An 18,881-nucleotide genomic window follows, 5' to 3' on the forward strand; every position below is an offset into this window, starting at 1 on the left:
CCTTAACCCCGGAGCCAGTTCAGCACTGGCTCCAGCTGGGGGGCGCTTACCCAGTCGGCGCCCCGTTTCATGGCCTCCAGGGCTTCACGGGACTGGGGATCGGTCTTTTTGGACAGAATGGCCTTCATCATGGCCATCATCATTTTATATTTTCCCCGGACTCGGGCGGGGGTATAGCCGCCCCGCAGATAGAAGAGAGGCAGTCCGTTACAGTGGTTGTCACCGGCCAGCTTGGCCGGATCGCACTCCGGCGCCATGCCCACAGCACAGACGGACTCCACCCGGAAGCGAGCGGCGGCCTTTTTCAGACCCTGGACCTTCCCGGCGCACAGCCAGCCCAAATAGAGTACCTGAGTCCCCTGGGGGAGCGTGCACGCCTTCAACTGGTGGAGGGGCAGGCCGGTCTGGTGGGAGAGCAGAGTGGCATACTGGGCGGTAAAGCCGGTGTTACTGGTATAGACGATGGCGGAAACCTTCATTCCAATCCCTCCCGAATGACATAGCCCACACCCCGGACGGTGTGGATCAGTTTAATGTGGAACGCTTCGTCCAGCTTAGTCCGCAGAAAGCGGATGTATACGTCCACGGTGTTGGTCTCGCCCATGAAGTCAAAGCCCCACACCTGCTCCAGCAGTTCCTCCCGGGAGAGGACCTTTTCCTTGTGCTCCAGCAGGCAGTGCAGCAGGTCAAACTCCCGGCGGGTGAGGGCCACGTTCTGGCCGTCCACGGCGACCAGATGCCGGTCCAGATCCATGACCAGAGGCCCGACAGACAGCCTGTTGTCCGGTTCGGTTCGAGCGGGCCGCTTCCGCAGGGCGGCCCGGATGCGGGCCAGCAGTTCCTCAGTGGCAAAGGGCTTGGTTACATAGTCGTCCGCCCCCATGTCCAGGCCGGACACCTTGTCCACCACCGTGTCCCGGGCGGTGAGCATGATGACGGGCACCTGGCTCTCCCGGCGCAGGCGGCGGAGCACCTCCATGCCGGAGAGGGCGGGTAGCATGATGTCCAGCAGGATCAGGTCGAACCGCCCGGACAGAGCCAGCTCCAGTCCCCTCCGGCCGTCAAAGGCCTTTTCCACCTGGTAGCCCTCATAATTCAGCTCCAGCTCCACCATGCGGGCCAGCTTTTCTTCATCCTCTACCAGCAGGATGCGCTCCTCCATAGCCGTTCACCTCACTCTTTGGATTGCTTGCCGCGGGCGGCCTGTTAGCCTGGGCCTTGGCCCGCCCCACCGCGTCGCTGACGGTGTCGGCGGCGTGGTTGACCGCCTGACTCACCTCATTGCCGTCCAGATCGGGACCGGCAAACCGGTACCGGCAGCCCATAATGAGCCCTATAATAAGCAGGGGTACCGAGATCCAGAAGGCCAGCAGCACCAGAAGAATAAAAATCAGCAGCGGTATGGAGACGATGGGCTCTTCCCACCGCCATACCTCAAACCGGTTGGTGACGCAGCGCCGCAAGAAGCTGACAAAGGTCTCCCAGCCGCTTTGACCGGCGGCGGTTTCAGGCCGGGCGGGGCCCTCGTTGGGAGGGGGAGCGGCCTGCCCGCTGCCGGGCCGGGTGGAGTATCGGGCGCTCTGTCCGCCGTCTGAGCGGATCTTGCCCCGCTGCTCCAGCAGGATCAGGGCGGCCAGCAAATCGCCGCCCGTCTCCTCCAGCACCGCCCTGGCCTCCTCGTAGGACACATCGGCCCGTTTCCGCAGCTGTTCCACCAATTCCAATGTGACATCCATGGGAACACATCCTTTCAACAGTACCAGTATACCCCGGGGCCGGTAAAGAGGGTATTTAGGCTGTCTTAAAATCCCATTAAAACCGGCAACATTATACCAGCCCTATGCTTTTGGTGCAAGCGGCGGCTTTACCGGGGGAGAAAACCATGCTATAATATCAACAGTTGCCGCACAATGTGCGGCAGGATACCATAGTATCCAGGCGTTTTGCGGGCAAAACGCCTGCTGTTGATGTTACACCATGGCCGAAACCGGCTGCGCCGGTTTTCGCCGCTCTGCGGCGCGCAAGCCGGAGCGGCTTGCAGCCATGGTATAATGCCGTCAGAAGATACATACGGAAAGGAGGGGACGGACATGGGCTGGAAAAAGCGATTGCTTACCCTGCTGTGTGCGGCGGTACTGGTGCTGGGGCCGGGGCTGGTGAGCACCGCCAAGGCAGATACGGTGGAGATCTACCTGATGGCGGAGAACGACCAGATGCTTACCTTGCCGCTGGAGGCTATGCCCACCTGGATCGGCGGCTCCCTATACGTCCCCTATATCGCGTTTGACTGGACGGCCACCGGGGTCAACCTGGGGGTGTCCTACGGACAGATCCAGGGGGACAGTGGGAACAGCTTCATGCTGTACAGCCTCAGCGGTACCCTCACCTTTGACCTGAACGCCGGTACCTGCGTGGACCGGTCCGGCCAGCAGCTGGAGATGCGGGCTGTGTCCCGCAACGGCTGGATCTTTGTGCCGCTGGCGTCGGTGTGCTCCTACTTCGGCCTGCGCTACAGCTATACCCCCACCAATTACGGCACCCTGATCCGCATCACCAACGGACAGGAGCGGCTGGGCAGCGAGTTCATCCAGTATGCCCAGGACCCCATGCGCAGCCGGTACAACGCCTATATGAAGCAGCTCTATCCCGATAACAATACCCCCCAGCCTTCTGTGCAGCCAACCCCAACGCCAAGCCCCACTCCCAGTCCCGGGGAGGAGCCGGAGCGCGCACAGCTGACGGTGTATTTCGCGTTCCAGTGTACCGGCGGCGGCGGTGTGACCCAGATCCTGGACCAGCTGGAGTCGGAGGGAGTAAAGGCCCTCTTCCTGTTCCGGCCCGAGGAGCTGGAGGCCAATGAGGAAAACCTCCGCCGTATCGTGGGCTCCGGCCACGCCGTTGGCCTGAGTGTGGAGGGGACCACCCTAAGCCAGGTGGAGGAGCGGCTGGATCAGGGCGAAGCCCTGCTGGACCGGCTGGTGCGGCTCAAGACCCACACCGTCTATCTGGAGCAGGCAGGACGGGATGTGTCCTCTGTGCTGTCGGAGGAGGGCTGGGCCTGCTGGTCCCCCCAACTGAACCAGACCGGGGATACCCGTTCAGCGGCCACCCGCAGCAATGCTCTGATGAATAACTTTGACAGCCGTACCGGCTCGGTTCGGGTCATGCTGGACGACCGGCCCGGTACCGCCGATCTGCTGGACCGGCTGCTGCCCCGGATGGAGCGGGAGGACTACCGGACCCGGCTGGCGCTGGAGACCTGGTTCTGAACCAAGGGGGCGGGCAGATGCCCGCCCCTTACCTTATATATAATAACGTAGAGACAGGAGGAACCTGCCATGCGCAGCGTCTATCTGGATAACGGCGCCACATCCTACCCCAAGGCCCCCGGTGTGGGGGAGGCTATGAGCGATTTTATCACCAACATCGGCTGCAATATCGCCCGGGGGGGCTATCAGCAGGCCTATGACGCCGCCGGCCGGGTGCTGGAGGTGCGGGAAAAACTCAATGCTCTGGTAAACGGCCCTGGCCCCCGCAATGTGGTCTTTACTGCCGGCGCTACCGCCGGACTCAATCTGCTGCTCAAGGGTCTGCTCCGGCCGGGGGATAAGGTGCTCACCTCCCCCATGGAACACAACGCCGTCCTCCGCCCCCTGGAGCAGCTGAAGAAGCAGGGCGTTGTGGTGGAGTACCTGCCCTGTACGGACCGGGGGGAGCTGATTCTGGATGGGCTGGAGGAGAAGCTGACCGGCCGCGTCCGGGCCGTCATGCTCTGCCACGGCTCCAATGTTTCAGGAACCCTATTTCCCATCGCGCAGGTGGGCCCCCTCTGTCGGGCGCGGGGGATCTTCTTTCTGGTGGACGCCGCCCAGACCCTGGGGGCCATCCCGGTGGATATGGCTTCCATGTGCATCGACGGCTTGGCCTTCCCCGGCCATAAGGGCCTGCTGGGGCCCCAGGGCATCGGCGGGGTGGTGGTGACCGACGCTCTGGCGGCGGAGCTGGACCCGCTGCTCTCCGGCGGCACCGGCAGTATGTCGGAATCTCTGGAGATGCCCGCATTCCTGCCCGACCGCTTTGAGGCGGGGACCCTCAACCTGCCCGGCATCTTCGGCCTGGGGGCGGCCCTGGACTATCTGGAGCAGGAGGGGGAGACCCTCCGTATCCGGGAGCACAGGCTGGCGGGACACCTGTGGGCCCGGCTTATGGAGCTGGAGGAGGACGGCATCCGGGTGCTGGGTACGGACGACCCCGCCAACCGCACCGGGGTGGTGTCCATTGACTTTCTGAAGGCGGACAATGGGGAAATGGCCTTCCGGCTGGAGCAGGAGTACGGCATCCAGACCCGCTGCGGCCTTCACTGTGCCCCGGTGGCCCACCAGACCCTGGGCACCTTCCCCCAGGGGGCGGTCCGCTTCTCCGTGGGCCCCTTCACCACCTTTGAAGAGATCGACTATGTCCAGGGAGCGGTATACGAGCTGCTGCTGGACTAACCCGCACCCCGTTCCTTTCCTCCGCCGGTACAGCCTGGCCGGAAGATTACGCTTGTGTTACAAAACCGCCGGGGGTGTTGACGGAACGGATTTGATGGATTATCATTATGCCAGACTCATGGAGAGGATGTTCCCTCCTCATGGTCAAATCAAATAAGGAGGAATTCCAAATGAGAAACCTCAAGCGTGTTCTCAGCCTGGGTCTGGCTTCCGTTATGCTCATGGGCATGATGGTCGTGGGCGCCGGCGCTGCGAGCAAGGATTTCACTGACGCCAGTGAGATCAAGAATGTTGAGGCTGTCGACGTTATGGTCGCTCTGGGCGTGCTCGAGGGCGGCGATAAGGGCGACTTCCAGCCCAACTCCATCCTGACCCGTGAGCAGGCTGCCAAGATCATCTGCTATATGCTCCTGGGCACCGAGAACGCTGAGAAGCTGGCTACCAGCGGCGCTGTGTTCTCCGACGTGGCTGCTGACCGTTGGTCCGCTCCCTACATCGGCTACTGCGTGAACCTGGGCATCCTGGCTGGCGACGGCCAGGGTCACTTCTTCCCCGAGGGCAAGCTAACCGGCGCTGCTTTCGCCAAGATGCTGCTGGTTGCTCTGGGCTATGATCCCGCCATCGAGAAGTACACCGGCAACGAGTGGACCATCAACGTGGCTGGCGACGCCATCGAGGCTGGCATTGCCCCCAAGGGTCTGGTGCTGACCGACGATCTGTCCCGTCAGGACGCTGCTCAGATGGCCTTCCAGACTCTGTCCGCCAACATGGTGAAGTATGCCAACAAGGGCACCGAGATCACCAACGCTGACGGCAGCAAGATCGTTATTGGCGCTACTCCTGCCGAGGCTGTGCAGGTTGCTGGCGAGACCCTGAGCAACAACTATGACCGCCGTGCCACCGATGCTGCTGGCCTTGGCTATCAGCAGTTCTGCGAGAAGTACTTCTCCGACCTGACCAAGCAGGGTGGCACTCCCGATGACTTTGGTCGTGCTGCCGACTATGCCTGGAAGCTGAACAACGATGATGTGTACACCGCTGCACAGGAGGCCTCCGTTGTCTTTACTGCTGCCACTTCTGAGGATGACGTGCTGAAGGCCATCAAGGGCTATAGCTTTAAGAACTCTGACAATACCTACACCAAGGTTATTGACAAGGCTACCCCCGTGACCGGCGATCCCGCTGCTGTGGGTGACCTGGATCTGGGTAATAATGCTGCTATCGTGCCCGCTGTCAAGGCTCTGACCGACAACGGCAAGGTGGTTGAGATTTTTGCTGACAGCGATAAGAAGGTCACTGACGTCATCGTGATCACTTACACTGTGGGTGAGGTTACCAAGGTTTCCACCAACAAGGATGGCGACGTGACCTACACCATCAGCAACGGCGCTGGCGCTAAGGTAAACTACGCCGATCCTGACAAGACCGACACCATTGTGCTGAATGGTGAGGTTGCTGTGGACGATGTTGTTACCTTTACCCTGCAGAACAACAAGCTCTATGTTTACACCACCACCTCCTTCAACGGTGCTCAGTCTGCTTACAACACCAGCAAGAACACCATCACTGTTGAGGGCGAGACCTACACCGTGGCTACCGGCGTAAAGAAGAACGCCAGCAGCTACCTGTCCATCTCTGACTTCGGCAACAGCAACAAGGCTGACAACACCTACTATGTGGATCAGTATGGCTATGTTGTGAAGTCCACCGCTCGCGCTGCTTCCACCGACTACGCTTACATCGTGAGCGCCTACGGCAGCCTGGATTCCAGCATCGACGGCAAGACCCCCTATGTGGAGGTGCGCGCTGTCCTGGCTGACGGCACCGTGAGCGTGTACCAGGTCGCTACCGAGAAGAAGAGCGGCAACTGGTACCTGAAGGGCACCAACACCCAGATCGACGTGACTAGCAGCAGCACTGTTCAGGGCTTTGCTAACGGTCTGGTCACCACCGGCGTCTATGGCTACACTCTGGACGGCAACGTCATGACCCTGGAGACTCTGGGCACCACTCTGGCTGACGGCAGCACCACTCTGGTGAACTACAAGGCCAGCGACAGCATCCTGAAGAACGAGACCTCCGTCGGCAGCGACAAGGGTACCGTCCTGCTGAACAAGGATGTCACCATCGTGATCTATGATGACGATGCCAAGACCGCCAAGGTCGTTACCGGCACCTCCAACCTGGGCTCCACCGCTCTGGACAGCTATAAGGCTGTTGTGTCCGGCAGCTCCAACACCGTGGGCACCGCCAGCATCGTGTTCGACACCGTGACCAACGGCGTCGTGGCCGAGTCTAGCGACTATGCCTTCATTGACGCTTCCAAGTACAGCACCATCCTGGATGGCAACACTGAGAAGTACGTCTACACCGGCTATCTGGCTGACGGCAGCACCATCGATCTGACCGCCACCTCTAAGCTGACTCCCGCCACCTCTGGCAGCTCTACCGTTGGCCTGTATAAGTACACCAGCGAGAATACTGTTGCCAATAACGATCTGCTGCGTCAGCAGGACAACAACGACACTCTCCAGAACACCAAGTATGGCTATGGCCGTCTGACTGCTACCGGCGATATGCTGACCATGGGCAGCACTGGTCACTACTACGACGTGTCCAATGCCGCTGTGGTTTACATCGACGGTGATCTGTCTGAGATCAACGATAACGTCGGCTTCTTCGTCCTGAAGACCGATAACGGCACTCTCACCAACGATGTTGAGACCGTCTTCATTTTCCGTGACTAATATCTGAATCTAGATATTGGGCAAAAGGGTTCCTCCGGTTATACCGGAGGAACCCTTTTTTAGTGTATTGCAATATACCGGACTATTTTGCCTGTAGTATTATTATATGACGCATTTTTTACCTCTAGTGTATCATCCTTTAGCAGCAGATTATATCCCAGTCCCCCGCCGCAATCAGAGGAAGCGATAAAACGGTTGTCCTCCTCTGTAATAATAGACAGCATATAGTTATCGTATGGACCAGAACAATAATGGCCAAATACAATTACAAATTCTGGAGAAAAGGGCAGCTGGATTGTTCTGTCATTGGTGCCGTCACCCACATAACTGCCCTGTGCGATCCGCTCTACAGCCAGCCCGCCCAGCGCCTCGTCGATCTTCTGAAAGTCCTCGTTGAAGTCTGTCCGCAGGAAGGGGTCCGACCCTTCCCACTGATGCAGCTGATAATGCTCCGTATAGTTTGCCATACACATTCCTCCTTGTTTTGATTGGGGGGCTTACCGCTGCGGTGCCGCCCGGCGCTTTATATTCTATTTCACCCCCACCGTTCTGCGGTTGGGGGCATTTTGTTGCATCGGCAAAAAGACATCCATGGAGGAATGGAAGTCATCATAAAAAACCGGCAAGCCGTTGCAGCCCAAGCTGTTCAGCCCCTGGAAACAGCTGCTGATATCCACTGGGCATCCAAAATCAGAGCAAAAACATAACTGAAACCTCCAGTACAGAACCGTTGACGGCTGAAACGATCCCTGACAAAATACAAGATACGACACTGTTCGACCATCATATGGTGCACTGAGGAGGAGTTGGAATGGCAAGAAAGACGATCAAAAAGAACCTGGCGTATGACGATCAAAAGCAGCTGTACTACGTCTGCTTCAATTACGGCACCAATGCCGATGGACACCGGGACCGAAGAGTACGCACCTTTACCGATCTGGCGGAAGCGGAACTGGCCCTGGAACAGTTCCAGAAGGGGCTGGGCGGACGGGTGCTCTGTGATTCCAGTCGCCTGACCCTGGCGGAGTGGCTGGAGTACTGGCTGGAGGAGGTCATTGCCCCCAATCGGGCCTATACCACCTATTACTGCTATCGAGCACTCATCAAAAACCACATCGTTCCCGCATTGGGCCGCATCCGCCTGCGGCAGCTGGAGCCGTGGCACATCCAGAAATATTACGCCGAAAAAATGCGGGAGGGCCGTCTGGACTCCAACAGCGTCCACAAGCACCATATCCTGCTCCACACCGCCCTCCAGCTGGCCTTCCGGCAGAAGATCCTGCGGGAGAATCCGGTGGAGCGGGTGGAGGCCCCCAGAGAGCACCCCACCCGGCAGTTCTACTACACCCCGGAACAGCTGCGGGATCTCTTCCGGGAGGTGGAGGACTCCTGGCTGGAGCTGGTGGTCAAGCTGGGGGCCTACCTGGGCCTGCGGCGGGGGGAGATCTGCGGTTTGCGGTGGACTGACGTGGATTTTGAGCACTATGTGATCCGCATCCGGGTCACCCGCACCACTGCGGGAGACCAGGTGGTGGAAAAGGAACCCAAGACCCGCAATTCCATCCGTACCCTGGGCATCGCCGGACTGGAGGACCTGACCAATCTGCTCCACAGCATCCGGCGGGAGCAGACAGAGCGGGCGGCCACCCAGCCGGACTATGTGGACAGCGGCTATGTACTGACCGACGACAAGGGAGAACCCAGACACCCCAATATGGTGACCTGGTCTTTCCGCACCTTTGTGGAGCGGCACGGCCTGCCGCCCATCACGGTCCATGGCCTGCGACATACCTTTGCCAGCCTGGCCAACAGCGCCCGCATTCCTTTGGTGGACATCGGCAAAGCCCTGGGACACAAGGATGTGTCCATCACCGGTCGGATCTATACCCACATTTTTGACCAGACCCACCAGGAGGTGCTCAACACGGTAGCCTCCCGTATCGCGGCAGGCTAAATTGGGCTTGACAAACCTGGTATCTAAGCATATGATTAGAGAGAAGATAAAAGTTTAGGAGGTGCCCAATGACCCAGCGGGAACGGCAGATCCTGAAATGGATCGAAGAAAACCCCCTGATCTCCCAGCAGGAGCTGGCGGAAAAGGCCGGTATCACCCGGTCGTCGGCGGCGGTGCATATCTCCAACTTGATGAAGCAGGGACACATCGCCGGAAAGGGCTACATCGTCCGTACCGCTCCTTACGCAGTGGTGGTGGGAGGAGTGAACCTGGACATCGGTGGCCGGTCCTTCGGCAAGCTGGTGCCGGCGGACTCCAACCCCGGACAGGTGCGGACCAGTCTGGGAGGCGTAGGCCGCAACATTGCCCACAACATGGCGCTGCTGGGGATGGATGTGCGGCTGCTCACCGCCTTCGGGGACGATATGAACGCCCAGCGCATTGCCGCCAGCTGCGGAGAGCTGGGCATCGACATCAGCCAGTGTCTGACGGTGCCTGGCGGAGCCACCTCCACCTATCTCTTCATCGCCGACCAGCGGGGGGATATGGCCCTGGCAGTGAGCGATATGGAGATCTATGAGCATATGACCCCGGCCTTTCTGGCCGGGCGGAGCCGCCTGCTGCAAAACGCCCAGCTGGTGGTGGTGGATACCAATATTCCGGCTCAGTCCATTGCCTGGCTGGCGGACAACCTGCATCTGCCCCTCTTTGCCGACCCGGTGTCCACCGCCAAGGCGGAGAAGCTGCGGCCGGTGCTGGGCAAGCTCCACACCCTCAAGCCCAACCGGATGGAGGCAGAACTGCTCTCCGGGGTGACCATCATCGACGAGGTCAGCCTGAACCGGGCGGCGGACGTCCTGCTGGACACCGGTCTGCGGCGGGTATTCATCAGCCTGGGCGGGGAGGGCGTGCTGGCCGCCGACCACAACGGGCGGGTTCATGTGCCCTGCTGTCCCGGTCAGATGGTGAACACCACCGGCTGCGGCGACGCAGGGATGGCGGCCATTGCCTGGGCCTACCTGGAAGGTACCGATCTGGAGGGCACTGCCAAAGCCGCCATGGCAGCGGGAGCCATCGCCATGGAGAGCGCCGAGACCATTAACCCGGCTATGAGCGCCCGACTGCTCAGAGACCGGATGGAAGCATAAGCATAAAAACAACTGATTTCATATGGAGGTAACTGCAATGAATCTGAACAAGTATCTGGACGTAGCCCCTGAAGTAGCCCAGGCCGTGGCCGAGGGCAAGCCCGTGGTGGCCCTGGAGTCTACCATCATCTCCCACGGTATGCCCTATCCCCAGAACGTGGAGACCGCTCTGAAGGTGGAGCAGATCATCCGGGACAACGGCGCGGTGCCCGCCACCATCGCCATCCTGGGCGGCCGCCTGAAGGCCGGTCTTACCGCAGAGGAGATCGAGTACCTGGGCAAGCAGGGCCAGGCTGTGACCAAGGCCAGTCGCCGTGACCTGGCTGTGCTGGTGGCTCGCAAGGCCGACGGCGCCACCACCGTTACCACCACCATGATGATCGCCCATATGGCCGGCATCAAGATCTTCGCCACCGGCGGCATCGGCGGCGTCCACCGGGGCGCCGAGACCACCATGGACATCTCCGCCGACCTGGAGGAGCTGGCTTCCACCCCCGTGATGGTGGTGTGCGCCGGCGCCAAGTCCATCCTGGACCTGGGCCTGACTCTGGAGTACCTGGAGACCCACGGCGTACCCGTCATCGGCTACGGCACCAAGGAGCTGCCCGCCTTCTACACCCGCAAGAGCGGCTTCGAGGTGGACTACCGCATGGACACCCCCGCGGAGATTGCCGCCGCTTTCCACGCTTCCCAGGAGCTGGGCCTGAAGGGCGGTATGCTGGTGACCAACCCCATCCCCGAGGAGTTTGCCATGGACCACGACGTCATCAACAAGGCCATCGACGAGGCCATTGAGCAGGCCAAGGAGCAGGGCATCCACGGTAAGGCCACCACCCCCTTCCTGCTGGCCAAGGTGAAGGAACTCACCGGCGGCGACAGCCTGGATTCCAACATCCAGCTGGTATTCAACAACGCCCGTCTGGCTGCCCGCACCGCCGCCGAGCTGTGCGCCATGGGCTGAGTTTTCCCTTTCTTTCACGCAAAAGAACGCCGCATATGCGGCGTTCTTTTTTGCTTCAAGAAAAGGAATTGTAACAATATTTCTTTTTGTTTACATTCACCTGCCATGCGTTGAATCCGCCTCTGCCTGGACGTATAATAAACAAAACGACAATACTTGGACCAGATTACCGGCCTTGTGCCGGAGGAACGTGCCCCATGTGGGAGAAAAGAGGCGATCTTAATGGCACGGAAATCCATATTGTTTCGCCGGCTGGGTGCGGCGCTGCTGGCGCTGCTGCTTCTGCCGGCTACGGCCGCCTGGGCTGCGGAACCTGCACCTGCTGAGGCGGCGCCTGCCCTGGCGATCTATACCACAGGAGATATGGCGGGCCGGGTAGGAGAGACCGATCCCATGACCGGACAAACGGAAGAAAACAGCTATTTGAAGGTAGCTTCCGCCATGGCGGAGGAGCGTCAGACCGTGAAGAGCGCGCTGCTGCTGGACAGCGGGGATGCGGTGGCCAATACCCTGGTCAGCGGCAGTGCCGCCGACACCGCTTTGGCTCTGCGTACCATCGGTTATGATGGACTGATCCCCAGCGTGGAGGAGTTCCGGCTGGGGCAGGGCCACCGGGCCGCCTTTTTCCGGGATTTGACCCAAGAAAACGGCCAGGGTACGCCGGTGAAACTGATCTCCGCCGACTGGATGGACGGGGAGAGCGGACAGAACGCTGCCCAGCCCTACCACATCTATACCCGCCAGCTGGAGGGCAAGGAGATCCGGATCGCAGTGGTGGGCCTGGGCACTTTGGAGGTGCCCCAGTCTCTGCCCTCTTACTATTATAGTGACAGCAAGTTCGGCCATACGGACAACACCGGCATGAGCTATGCCTGGGAGTGGAACCACTGGATCTGGCCCCAGCTGGAGCAGCAGAATTGCGACCTGGTAGTGGTATGCTGCCACGCAGACCAGGAGACGCTGGAGGAGTTTGCCGCCCAAACCGCAGGGATTGACCTGCTGGTGAGCGGCCACGGCCAGGCGGATATGGGCACTTTGGAGAATCGGGATGGCCAGATGGTGTCCTGGGTCAGCAGCGGCGGAACCACCCTGACCCGTACCGAGGTGATTCTCTCTGACAACGGTACTCCTGTGATCGGCGAGAGCCAGCTGCTGCGACTGAGCGACTATGAAAATGATCCGGCGCTGGCCCAAGCCACGGCCGACGGCCAGAAGGCCCAGCAGGCCCGCGCCGAGCAGCGCGCAGGGACCCTGTCCGGCAACTGGACGGAGACCACTGCCAGTGCTACCCGGCAGACCCAGGCGGCTGATCTGGTTGCCCGGGCTATGCTGTGGACCTCAGGGGCGGATGCGGCCCTGATTACCAACGGAAGCCTTGGATATCTGCCGGAGCAGAGCAGCAGCGGCAGCGGAGCCCGTGCCCTGAGCCTGAGGGACTGTGCTACCCTGGCCAGCGGAGACAGTCCGGTGGTGATGGTGGAACTGACCGGCGCCCAGCTGGAGGCATGGCTGGAGGTCTGTGCCGGGCGGTACCAGGTGGATGAGAGCGGTCGGGTGACCGGTGGGCAGGACGCCGATTTCCTGTATGGTATGGACTATGAGCTTTATGTAGGCGGCCAGCCTGGCCAGCGGGTGGTCAATCTGACCTGGCAGGGCCAGCCGGTGGAGGGGGATCGCACCTATCGTGTGATTCTGGAGGAGTCTCATCTGTATGACGACGAGTTCCCCTCCTGCACCATTTTGTGGTCCGCCGCAGCCGATATGCAGTATGCTGCCACCGGCGGAACAATGGCCTCCCTTTTGACCGCGTTTACTTCCCGTTCCGGGGCTGTTGTACCGCAGCGGGAGAGCACCTGGGCGGTATACGCCGGTGCTGTGGACAGTCCCATGACCCGGTTGGGTTTTGTGGAGATGCTCTATGAGGTGGCAGGCCAGCCCAAGCCCGGGGCCAATGTGGCCTTTGCGGATGTGACGGGAAGCGACGCGGTGGTTTGGGCCGCGGAAAAGCGCATCGTCAGCGGAGACGGCAAGGGTATGTTCCTGCCCCAGATGGAAGTGACACGGGAGCAGGCGGCAGCCATGCTTTATAACTACGCCAGAGCGGAAGGCCTGGACCTGACCACCGATGGTTCGGCTGTCAACGCCCTGTCCGACCGGGCTTCTGTCTCCGGCTGGGCGGTGACGGCGGTGGATTTCTGCCTCCGCAACGGTCTGCTGGAGCCGGTGAACGGCCAGTTCCAACCCTCTGCCACCATGACCCGGGCGGAGGTCCAGCGCACCATGGAAGTTTTAAAAACATTGGATTGAACCGGATTTCGGATGAAACGGACGCCCTGGGGGGCGTCCGTTTTTCTTTCATAAAACGGTAAGAGGGCGTTTAGAAATTTTTAAGATGATGCTGGTACACTATCTTCAGAAGCAAAGGAGGCATACAGATGGAGCAGATTCTGAAGGTAGAAGGACTGTGCCGGGATTATGGCAGAGGAACGGTCACTCATGCGGTGGACCATGTGGATTTTTCGGTGGAAAAAGGGGAATTTGTAGGCATCATGGGCCCGTCGGGCAGCGGCAAGACCACCCTGCTCAACTGCATTTCCACCATTGATACCCCTACGGCGGGCCACATCTGGGTGGAGGGGAAGGACATTACCGCTCTAAAACAGAAGGCACTCTCCCAATTCCGCCGGGAGCGGCTGGGCTTTGTGTTTCAGGATTGCAACCTGCTGGATACCCTCACCGCCTTTGAAAATATCGCCCTGGCCCTCACCATCCGCAAAACCCCGCCTCAGAAGGTGGAGCGTCTGGTGCAGGAGACCGCCCAGCTGCTGGAGATCACCGACTGCCTGAACAAATACCCCTATCAAATGTCGGGGGGCCAGCAGCAGCGCACCGCCGCCGCCCGGGCCATTGTCACCCGACCGGCCCTGATCCTGGCCGACGAGCCTACCGGCGCTCTGGACTCCAAGTCCGCCCGGCTGCTGCTGGAGCGGTTCGAGGTGATGAACGAACTGTGTGAGGCCACCATCCTGATGGTTACCCACGACGCCTTTACCGCCAGCTACTGTCATCGCATCCTCTTTCTGCGGGACGGGGCGGTGTTTGCACAGCTGGAGCGGGGGGATCTGGACCGCAGAGACTTTTTCTGGCGAATCATCGGCGTGGTGACTGAGCTGGGAGGTGACCAAAACGATGTTCTCTAAGCTGGCTGTCAAGAATGTAGGGCGCAGCTTCCGGGACTACGGGGTGTACTTCCTGACCGTGGCCTTCGGCGTGTGCCTGTTTTATGTGTTCAACGCTCTGGAGACCCAGAGTGTGATCCGCTATCTGGCCCAGCACCCCCGGGCCAACATTGTGGGAGCTATTCAGCAGCTCATCGGCATCCTGTCAGTCTTTGTGTGGGTGGTGCTGGCCTTCCTCATCCTGTACGCCTCCGGTTTTCTGGTCCGCCGCCGGTCCCGGGAGCTGGGCACCTACCTGATGCTTGGCATGGAGCGCTGGCAGGTGGCCCGGCTGCTGCTGGCGGAGACCGCCGTCATTGCTCTGACGGCGCTGGCGGTGGGGCTGGCGCTGGGTGTGGTGCTCTCCCAGGCCCTGTCCCTCTTTACCGCGGGGCTGTTTGCGGTGCCCATGACCTACTTTGCCTTTTCCCTCTCTCTCCCTGCTATCGGCAAGACGGTGCTGGCCTTTGCGGCTATTTTCCTGCTGGTGATGTTCTACCACGCATTTACCATATCCCGGCGGAAGCTGATTGACCTGCTGCGGGCCCGGCGGGTGAACCAGGAGCTGAAGGTGCGCAGCCTGGGCGTCTCGGTGGTGCTCTTTCTCGTGGGCTGCGTTTTGCTGGCCGTGGCCTACACCATGCTGCTGACCCGGGGCCTGCTGCGGGTGGACGAACTGTTCTGGGTAATGATCGGGCTGGGCAGCCTGGGTACCCTGCTGTTCTTCCGGGCCTTGTCCGGTTTCCTGCTGCGTCTGTGCCAGACCAGCAAGAAGCTCTATTATAAAAATCTGAATTTGTTCATCCTGCGGCAGTTCAACGCCAATATCAATACCACCTACCGGTCCATGACGGTGATCTGCCTCATGCTGCTGCTGGCCATCGGCATCACCGCCACCTCTGTAGGACTGAACAACACCGTCTCTCAGATGGCGGACCAGACCGTGCCCCAGGATGTGGAATTGTCTGTCTGGCCGGAGGAGGATGGGGGGACCATGGATCTGCCCGCACTGCTGACGGCGGAGGGCTTCGATCCAGAGCAGCAGTGCAGTCGCTGGATCACCTTCCCCATGTATCAGGACGAGCGTGGGCGCTCCTGTATGCTCCAGACCGACTACGATGCCTATGCGGCTGCCTGGGGAGAGGAGAAGGCAGGCTCTTTTGTGGAGGACTGGAGCGTCTGGCTGGTGTCCCGGGAAACGGAGGGGCTGTCTATGTCCCGCTGGTACTTCCTGGCCGACTATGCCGGGGACAGACAGGAGGGGGAGGACGCTTTCCTGGCGGCGGTGAGCGGTCTGAAGGATACCGGTGGCTATTCCTATACCACCAAGCTGTCCACCTGGATGGACCTGATGGGTACCAAAGTGCTGGTGCTCTTCATCGGACTCTACCTGGGCGTGGTGTTCCTGGTGGCCTCGGCGGCGGTGCTGGCCCTCCAGCAGCTCAGTCAGGCCGCCGACAGTGCCCAGCGCTACCGGGTACTGTCCCGGCTGGGCGTGTCCGAGCGGATGCGGGGCAGGTCGGTGGATATCCAGGTGTTTCTGGCCTTCTTCCTGCCGCTGGCTCTGGCCCTGATCCATGCCGTGGTGGGCATGACCGCCGCCAATGCCGTCATTGCCGAGGTGGGCAAGGTGGATGCCGCTGCCTCCAGCGCTGTCACCGCCCTGCTGCTGGTGGCGGTGTACGGCGGCTACTTCCTGGCCACCTGCTGGGGCAGCCGACGGCTGCTGCGCAGTCAGATATAATGCCAGAAAAAATGAGAAAACACTTGTAATCGTTCCTGTTTTGTGCTATTATCAATTTTACGTATGAGAGAAGGCGCGGGAGGCCTGCGCCAAATAGAGTGCACATTGCCCCGCTGACGGGGCCGAAAGGACGATGTAGCGTGGATTACACCAAGCTGATTCTGAGCATTATCGATGTGGCGGCCTGCCTGTTCCTCATCGCCGTGGTGCTGCTCCAGTCCGGCAAGAGCGCCGGCCTGTCCGGTGCCATCGCCGGTGTTGCCGACACCTTTATGGCCAAGAATAAGGCCAAGAGCTGGGACGCCAAGCTGGCCAAGATGACCAAGTGGGTGGCCATTGGATTCATGATCCTCACCTTTGTCATCTGCCTGATCTGAGAATGCGAAAAAACGCCCTTCCGGTTTCGGAAGGGCGTTTTTTGTTGCGCCTGGGGCAAAAAGGGGTATAATACAAACCAGAAACACCAGAATCAGAAAGGAACGATCTATGAAAGAGACAAAGGAATTGACCGGTATCTACCAGGCCAGCGGCCGGGGCTTCGGCTTTTTGATCCCCGAGGAGGGGGAGGACTGCTTCATTCCACCCCGGGCCAACGGCGGCGCCTGGAATGGAGATAAAGTAACGGCCTGCATCACCGAGGAGGACCCAGAGGCGGGCCGACGGGTGGCCAAGGTGGTCCAGGTGCTGGAGCGGGCCAACAAAACCGTCACCGGCGTGCTGGAGCGGCAGGACCACGCCCTCTGGCTGAAACCGGACAACGACCGCCTGCCCGGCCCCATCCAGGTATTCACCAAGCGGAAGGGGGTGCGCCCCGGCGAGCGGGCGGCTGTGGCCATGACCAGCTTCGGCGGCGGCAAGACCGCCCCCATGGGCACCCTGCGGGAGCGGTTTGGCCCCGCCGACCGGCGGGAGAGTGCCGTGGAGGCCATTCTCTACACCCATGACATTGTGCGCACCTTCCCGCCTGCCGTGCTGGCAGAGACTGAGACCATCCCCCAGGCGGTGGAGCCCTCCGCCCTGGCGGGACGGATGGACTTGCGGGGCAAGACCATCATCACCATCGATGGGGCCTCCTCCAAGGACTTTGACGACGCCGTCAGCCTGGAGAAGGACGACCAGGGCCGCTGGGTGCTGGGGGTCCACATCGCCGATGTGAGCCACTATGTGCACCCCGGTTCCCCGCTGGACCTGGAGGCTTGGGAGCGGGGCACCTCGGTATATTTTGCCGACCAAGTGGTGCCTATGCTGCCGGTGGAGCTGTCCAACGGCATTTGCTCCCTGAACCCCCATGTGGACCGGCTGGCCCTGTCCTGCATTATGACCATGGACGCAAGCGGCGGGGTAGTGGACCACACTATCACCAAATCAGTGATCTGCTCCACCGAGCGGATGACCTACGAGGACTGCAACGTACTGCTGGCGGGGGAGAACCCCGCCCTGGCGGAGCGGTACGCCCATATCCTGCCCATGCTGCGGGATATGGCGGCTTTGGCCAAGCAGCTGGAGAAGCTGCGGCGGAACCGGGGGGCCCTGGATCTGGAGACCAAGGAAAGCTATGTAATCTGCGACAGCGAGGGCAAGCCGGTGGACGTGGCCCTGCGGCAGCAGGGGGAGAGCGAGAAGCTCATCGAGTCCTTTATGCTGGCGGCCAACGAGTGCGTGGCGGAGCACCTGAGCCGGCTGCACAAGCCCTGTGTCTACCGGGTCCATGAGAAGCCCTCCGACGAGAAGGGGGAGGCCCTGCGTACCATGGTGGCCCCTCTGGGCTACGACCTGAAGGGGACCGACAGCCACTCCCTCCAGAAGCTCCTGGACTGGGCCAAGGGCAGGCCGGAGGAGGGGGCGGTGTCCATGATGGTGCTGCGCTCCCTGATGAAGGCCCGGTACGACGAGGACAACCTGGGCCACTTCGGACTGGGGGCGGAGTATTACTGCCACTTCACCTCTCCTATCCGCCGCTATCCCGACCTGATGGTCCACCGGGTGCTCACCGCCCTGCTGGACGGGACGCTGGATAAACAGGAGAAGAAGCTGACCACCGCCGTGGGGCGGGCCGCCGTCCAGTCCTCCCAGCGAGAGCTGGCCGCCCAGGAGGCCGAGCGGGAGATCGAGAAGCGGTATCTGGCCGAGTTTATGGCGGGCCACGTTGGGGAGACCTTTGCCGGTGTGGTGTCCGGCGTCACCCGGTTCGGCCTCTTTGTGTCGGTGGCCGGGGGCGTGGAGGGACTGCTGCCGGTGGAGGCCTTACCCGGCGGGCCCTGGGAGTATGACCAGGCCCATCTGCTCCTGGTGGAGCTGGGCGGCAGCGGCCGGTATACCTTCGGCATGGCCCTGGAGGTGGAGTGCGCCGCCGCCGACCCGGTGAGCGGTCAGGTGGACTTTATCCTCCCCGGCGGTACCCCTGTCGTCAAGCAGGAGCGGCGGGCGGAGAAGCCCAGGACAGAAAAGTCCCGCCGGAAGAAGGGAGGCAACCGCCGGGCCATGCACCTGCCCAAACGGCGAAAAGGAGGCAAAAAACGATGATGAAACGTATTCTTTCCGGGGTGTTATTGCTCTGTGTATTGGGTTTAACGGGGTGCGGCAGCAAAATGCCCGCCCCTACGCCCACGCCTGCCG

At 60.9% G+C, this 18,881-nt stretch carries 15 protein-coding genes; 11 read left to right on the plus strand and 4 right to left on the minus strand.

Features of this window, described 5'->3' with window-relative positions; all coding sequences use genetic code 11:
• Positions 1–2: 2 nt before the first annotated feature.
• Genes B5G42_RS18160 through B5G42_RS10755 form a run of 3 tightly spaced genes read right to left on the minus strand, consistent with a single transcriptional unit; the run spans position 3 to position 1,736 of the window.
• Complete coding sequence (locus B5G42_RS18160; protein ID WP_087188369.1) at positions 3–479, minus strand: hypothetical protein; 477 nt, start codon at positions 477–479, stop codon at positions 3–5.
• On the minus strand, positions 476–1,162 hold the full coding sequence (locus B5G42_RS10750) for a response regulator transcription factor (protein ID WP_087270143.1): 687 nt from the start codon (positions 1,160–1,162) through the stop codon (positions 476–478). The genes B5G42_RS18160 and B5G42_RS10750 overlap by 4 nt, the downstream gene beginning before the upstream one ends.
• Positions 1,131–1,736 carry a ubiquitin gene (locus B5G42_RS10755; protein ID WP_206406182.1) on the minus strand — a complete coding sequence of 202 codons (606 nt, stop codon included), beginning with the start codon at positions 1,734–1,736 and terminating at the stop codon, positions 1,131–1,133. The genes B5G42_RS10750 and B5G42_RS10755 overlap by 32 nt, the downstream gene beginning before the upstream one ends.
• A gap of 354 nt (positions 1,737–2,090) precedes the next feature.
• Here B5G42_RS10755 and B5G42_RS10760 point away from each other — a divergent pair, with 354 nt between their 5' ends.
• From B5G42_RS10760 to B5G42_RS10770, 3 genes are all read left to right on the plus strand, one after another.
• Positions 2,091–3,269 carry a hypothetical protein gene (locus B5G42_RS10760; RefSeq protein ID WP_087270146.1) on the plus strand — a complete coding sequence of 393 codons (1,179 nt, stop codon included), beginning with the start codon at positions 2,091–2,093 and terminating at the stop codon, positions 3,267–3,269.
• A 69-nt stretch (positions 3,270–3,338) separates the two neighbouring features.
• Entirely contained in the window at positions 3,339–4,493 is a 1,155-nt protein-coding gene (locus B5G42_RS10765; RefSeq protein ID WP_087270149.1) for an aminotransferase class V-fold PLP-dependent enzyme, read from the plus strand.
• Between the two features lie 170 nt (positions 4,494–4,663).
• Positions 4,664–7,240 (plus strand): S-layer homology domain-containing protein, encoded by a 2,577-nt coding sequence (locus B5G42_RS10770; RefSeq protein WP_162611086.1) that lies wholly within the window; start codon positions 4,664–4,666, stop codon positions 7,238–7,240.
• Positions 7,241–7,299: 59 nt separating this feature from the next.
• Here B5G42_RS10770 and B5G42_RS10775 read toward each other — a convergent pair whose 3' ends face one another.
• Positions 7,300–7,707 carry a hypothetical protein gene (locus B5G42_RS10775; protein WP_087270156.1) on the minus strand — a complete coding sequence of 136 codons (408 nt, stop codon included), beginning with the start codon at positions 7,705–7,707 and terminating at the stop codon, positions 7,300–7,302.
• 344 nt (positions 7,708–8,051) lie between these two features.
• Between B5G42_RS10775 and B5G42_RS10780 the strand changes: the two genes are divergently transcribed.
• From B5G42_RS10780 to rnr, 8 genes are all read left to right on the plus strand, one after another.
• The gene (locus tag B5G42_RS10780) at positions 8,052–9,194 is read left to right on the plus strand and encodes a tyrosine-type recombinase/integrase (protein ID WP_087270159.1); all 1,143 of its coding nucleotides are present in this window, start codon (positions 8,052–8,054) and stop codon (positions 9,192–9,194) included.
• Between the two features lie 68 nt (positions 9,195–9,262).
• Positions 9,263–10,342, plus strand: a complete 1,080-nt coding sequence (locus B5G42_RS10785) for a PfkB family carbohydrate kinase (protein WP_087270162.1) — start codon at positions 9,263–9,265, stop codon at positions 10,340–10,342.
• Positions 10,343–10,379: 37 nt separating this feature from the next.
• Positions 10,380–11,303 (plus strand): pseudouridine-5'-phosphate glycosidase, encoded by a 924-nt coding sequence (locus tag B5G42_RS10790; protein WP_087270165.1) that lies wholly within the window; start codon positions 10,380–10,382, stop codon positions 11,301–11,303.
• Between the two features lie 222 nt (positions 11,304–11,525).
• Positions 11,526–13,610, plus strand: coding sequence for a 5'-nucleotidase C-terminal domain-containing protein (locus B5G42_RS10795; protein ID WP_087270167.1), 2,085 nt, complete (start codon positions 11,526–11,528; stop codon positions 13,608–13,610).
• A gap of 128 nt (positions 13,611–13,738) precedes the next feature.
• Entirely contained in the window at positions 13,739–14,503 is a 765-nt protein-coding gene (locus tag B5G42_RS10800; protein WP_087270170.1) for an ABC transporter ATP-binding protein, read from the plus strand.
• The gene (locus B5G42_RS10805; protein WP_087270173.1) at positions 14,493–16,265 is read left to right on the plus strand and encodes an ABC transporter permease; all 1,773 of its coding nucleotides are present in this window, start codon (positions 14,493–14,495) and stop codon (positions 16,263–16,265) included. The genes B5G42_RS10800 and B5G42_RS10805 overlap by 11 nt, the downstream gene beginning before the upstream one ends.
• Positions 16,266–16,405: 140 nt before the next feature.
• Positions 16,406–16,642: a preprotein translocase subunit SecG gene (gene secG / locus B5G42_RS10810; RefSeq protein WP_087189548.1), complete on the plus strand. Its 237-nt coding sequence runs from the start codon at positions 16,406–16,408 to the stop codon at positions 16,640–16,642.
• A 91-nt stretch (positions 16,643–16,733) separates the two neighbouring features.
• Positions 16,734–18,788: a ribonuclease R gene (gene rnr / locus B5G42_RS10815; RefSeq protein WP_275532442.1), complete on the plus strand. Its 2,055-nt coding sequence runs from the start codon at positions 16,734–16,736 to the stop codon at positions 18,786–18,788.
• Positions 18,789–18,881: the final 93 nt, after the last annotated feature.

The sequence above is a fragment of the Flavonifractor sp. An91 genome (genome assembly GCF_002159225.1).
GTDB classification, from domain to species: Bacteria; Bacillota; Clostridia; order Oscillospirales; family Oscillospiraceae; genus Flavonifractor; species Flavonifractor avicola.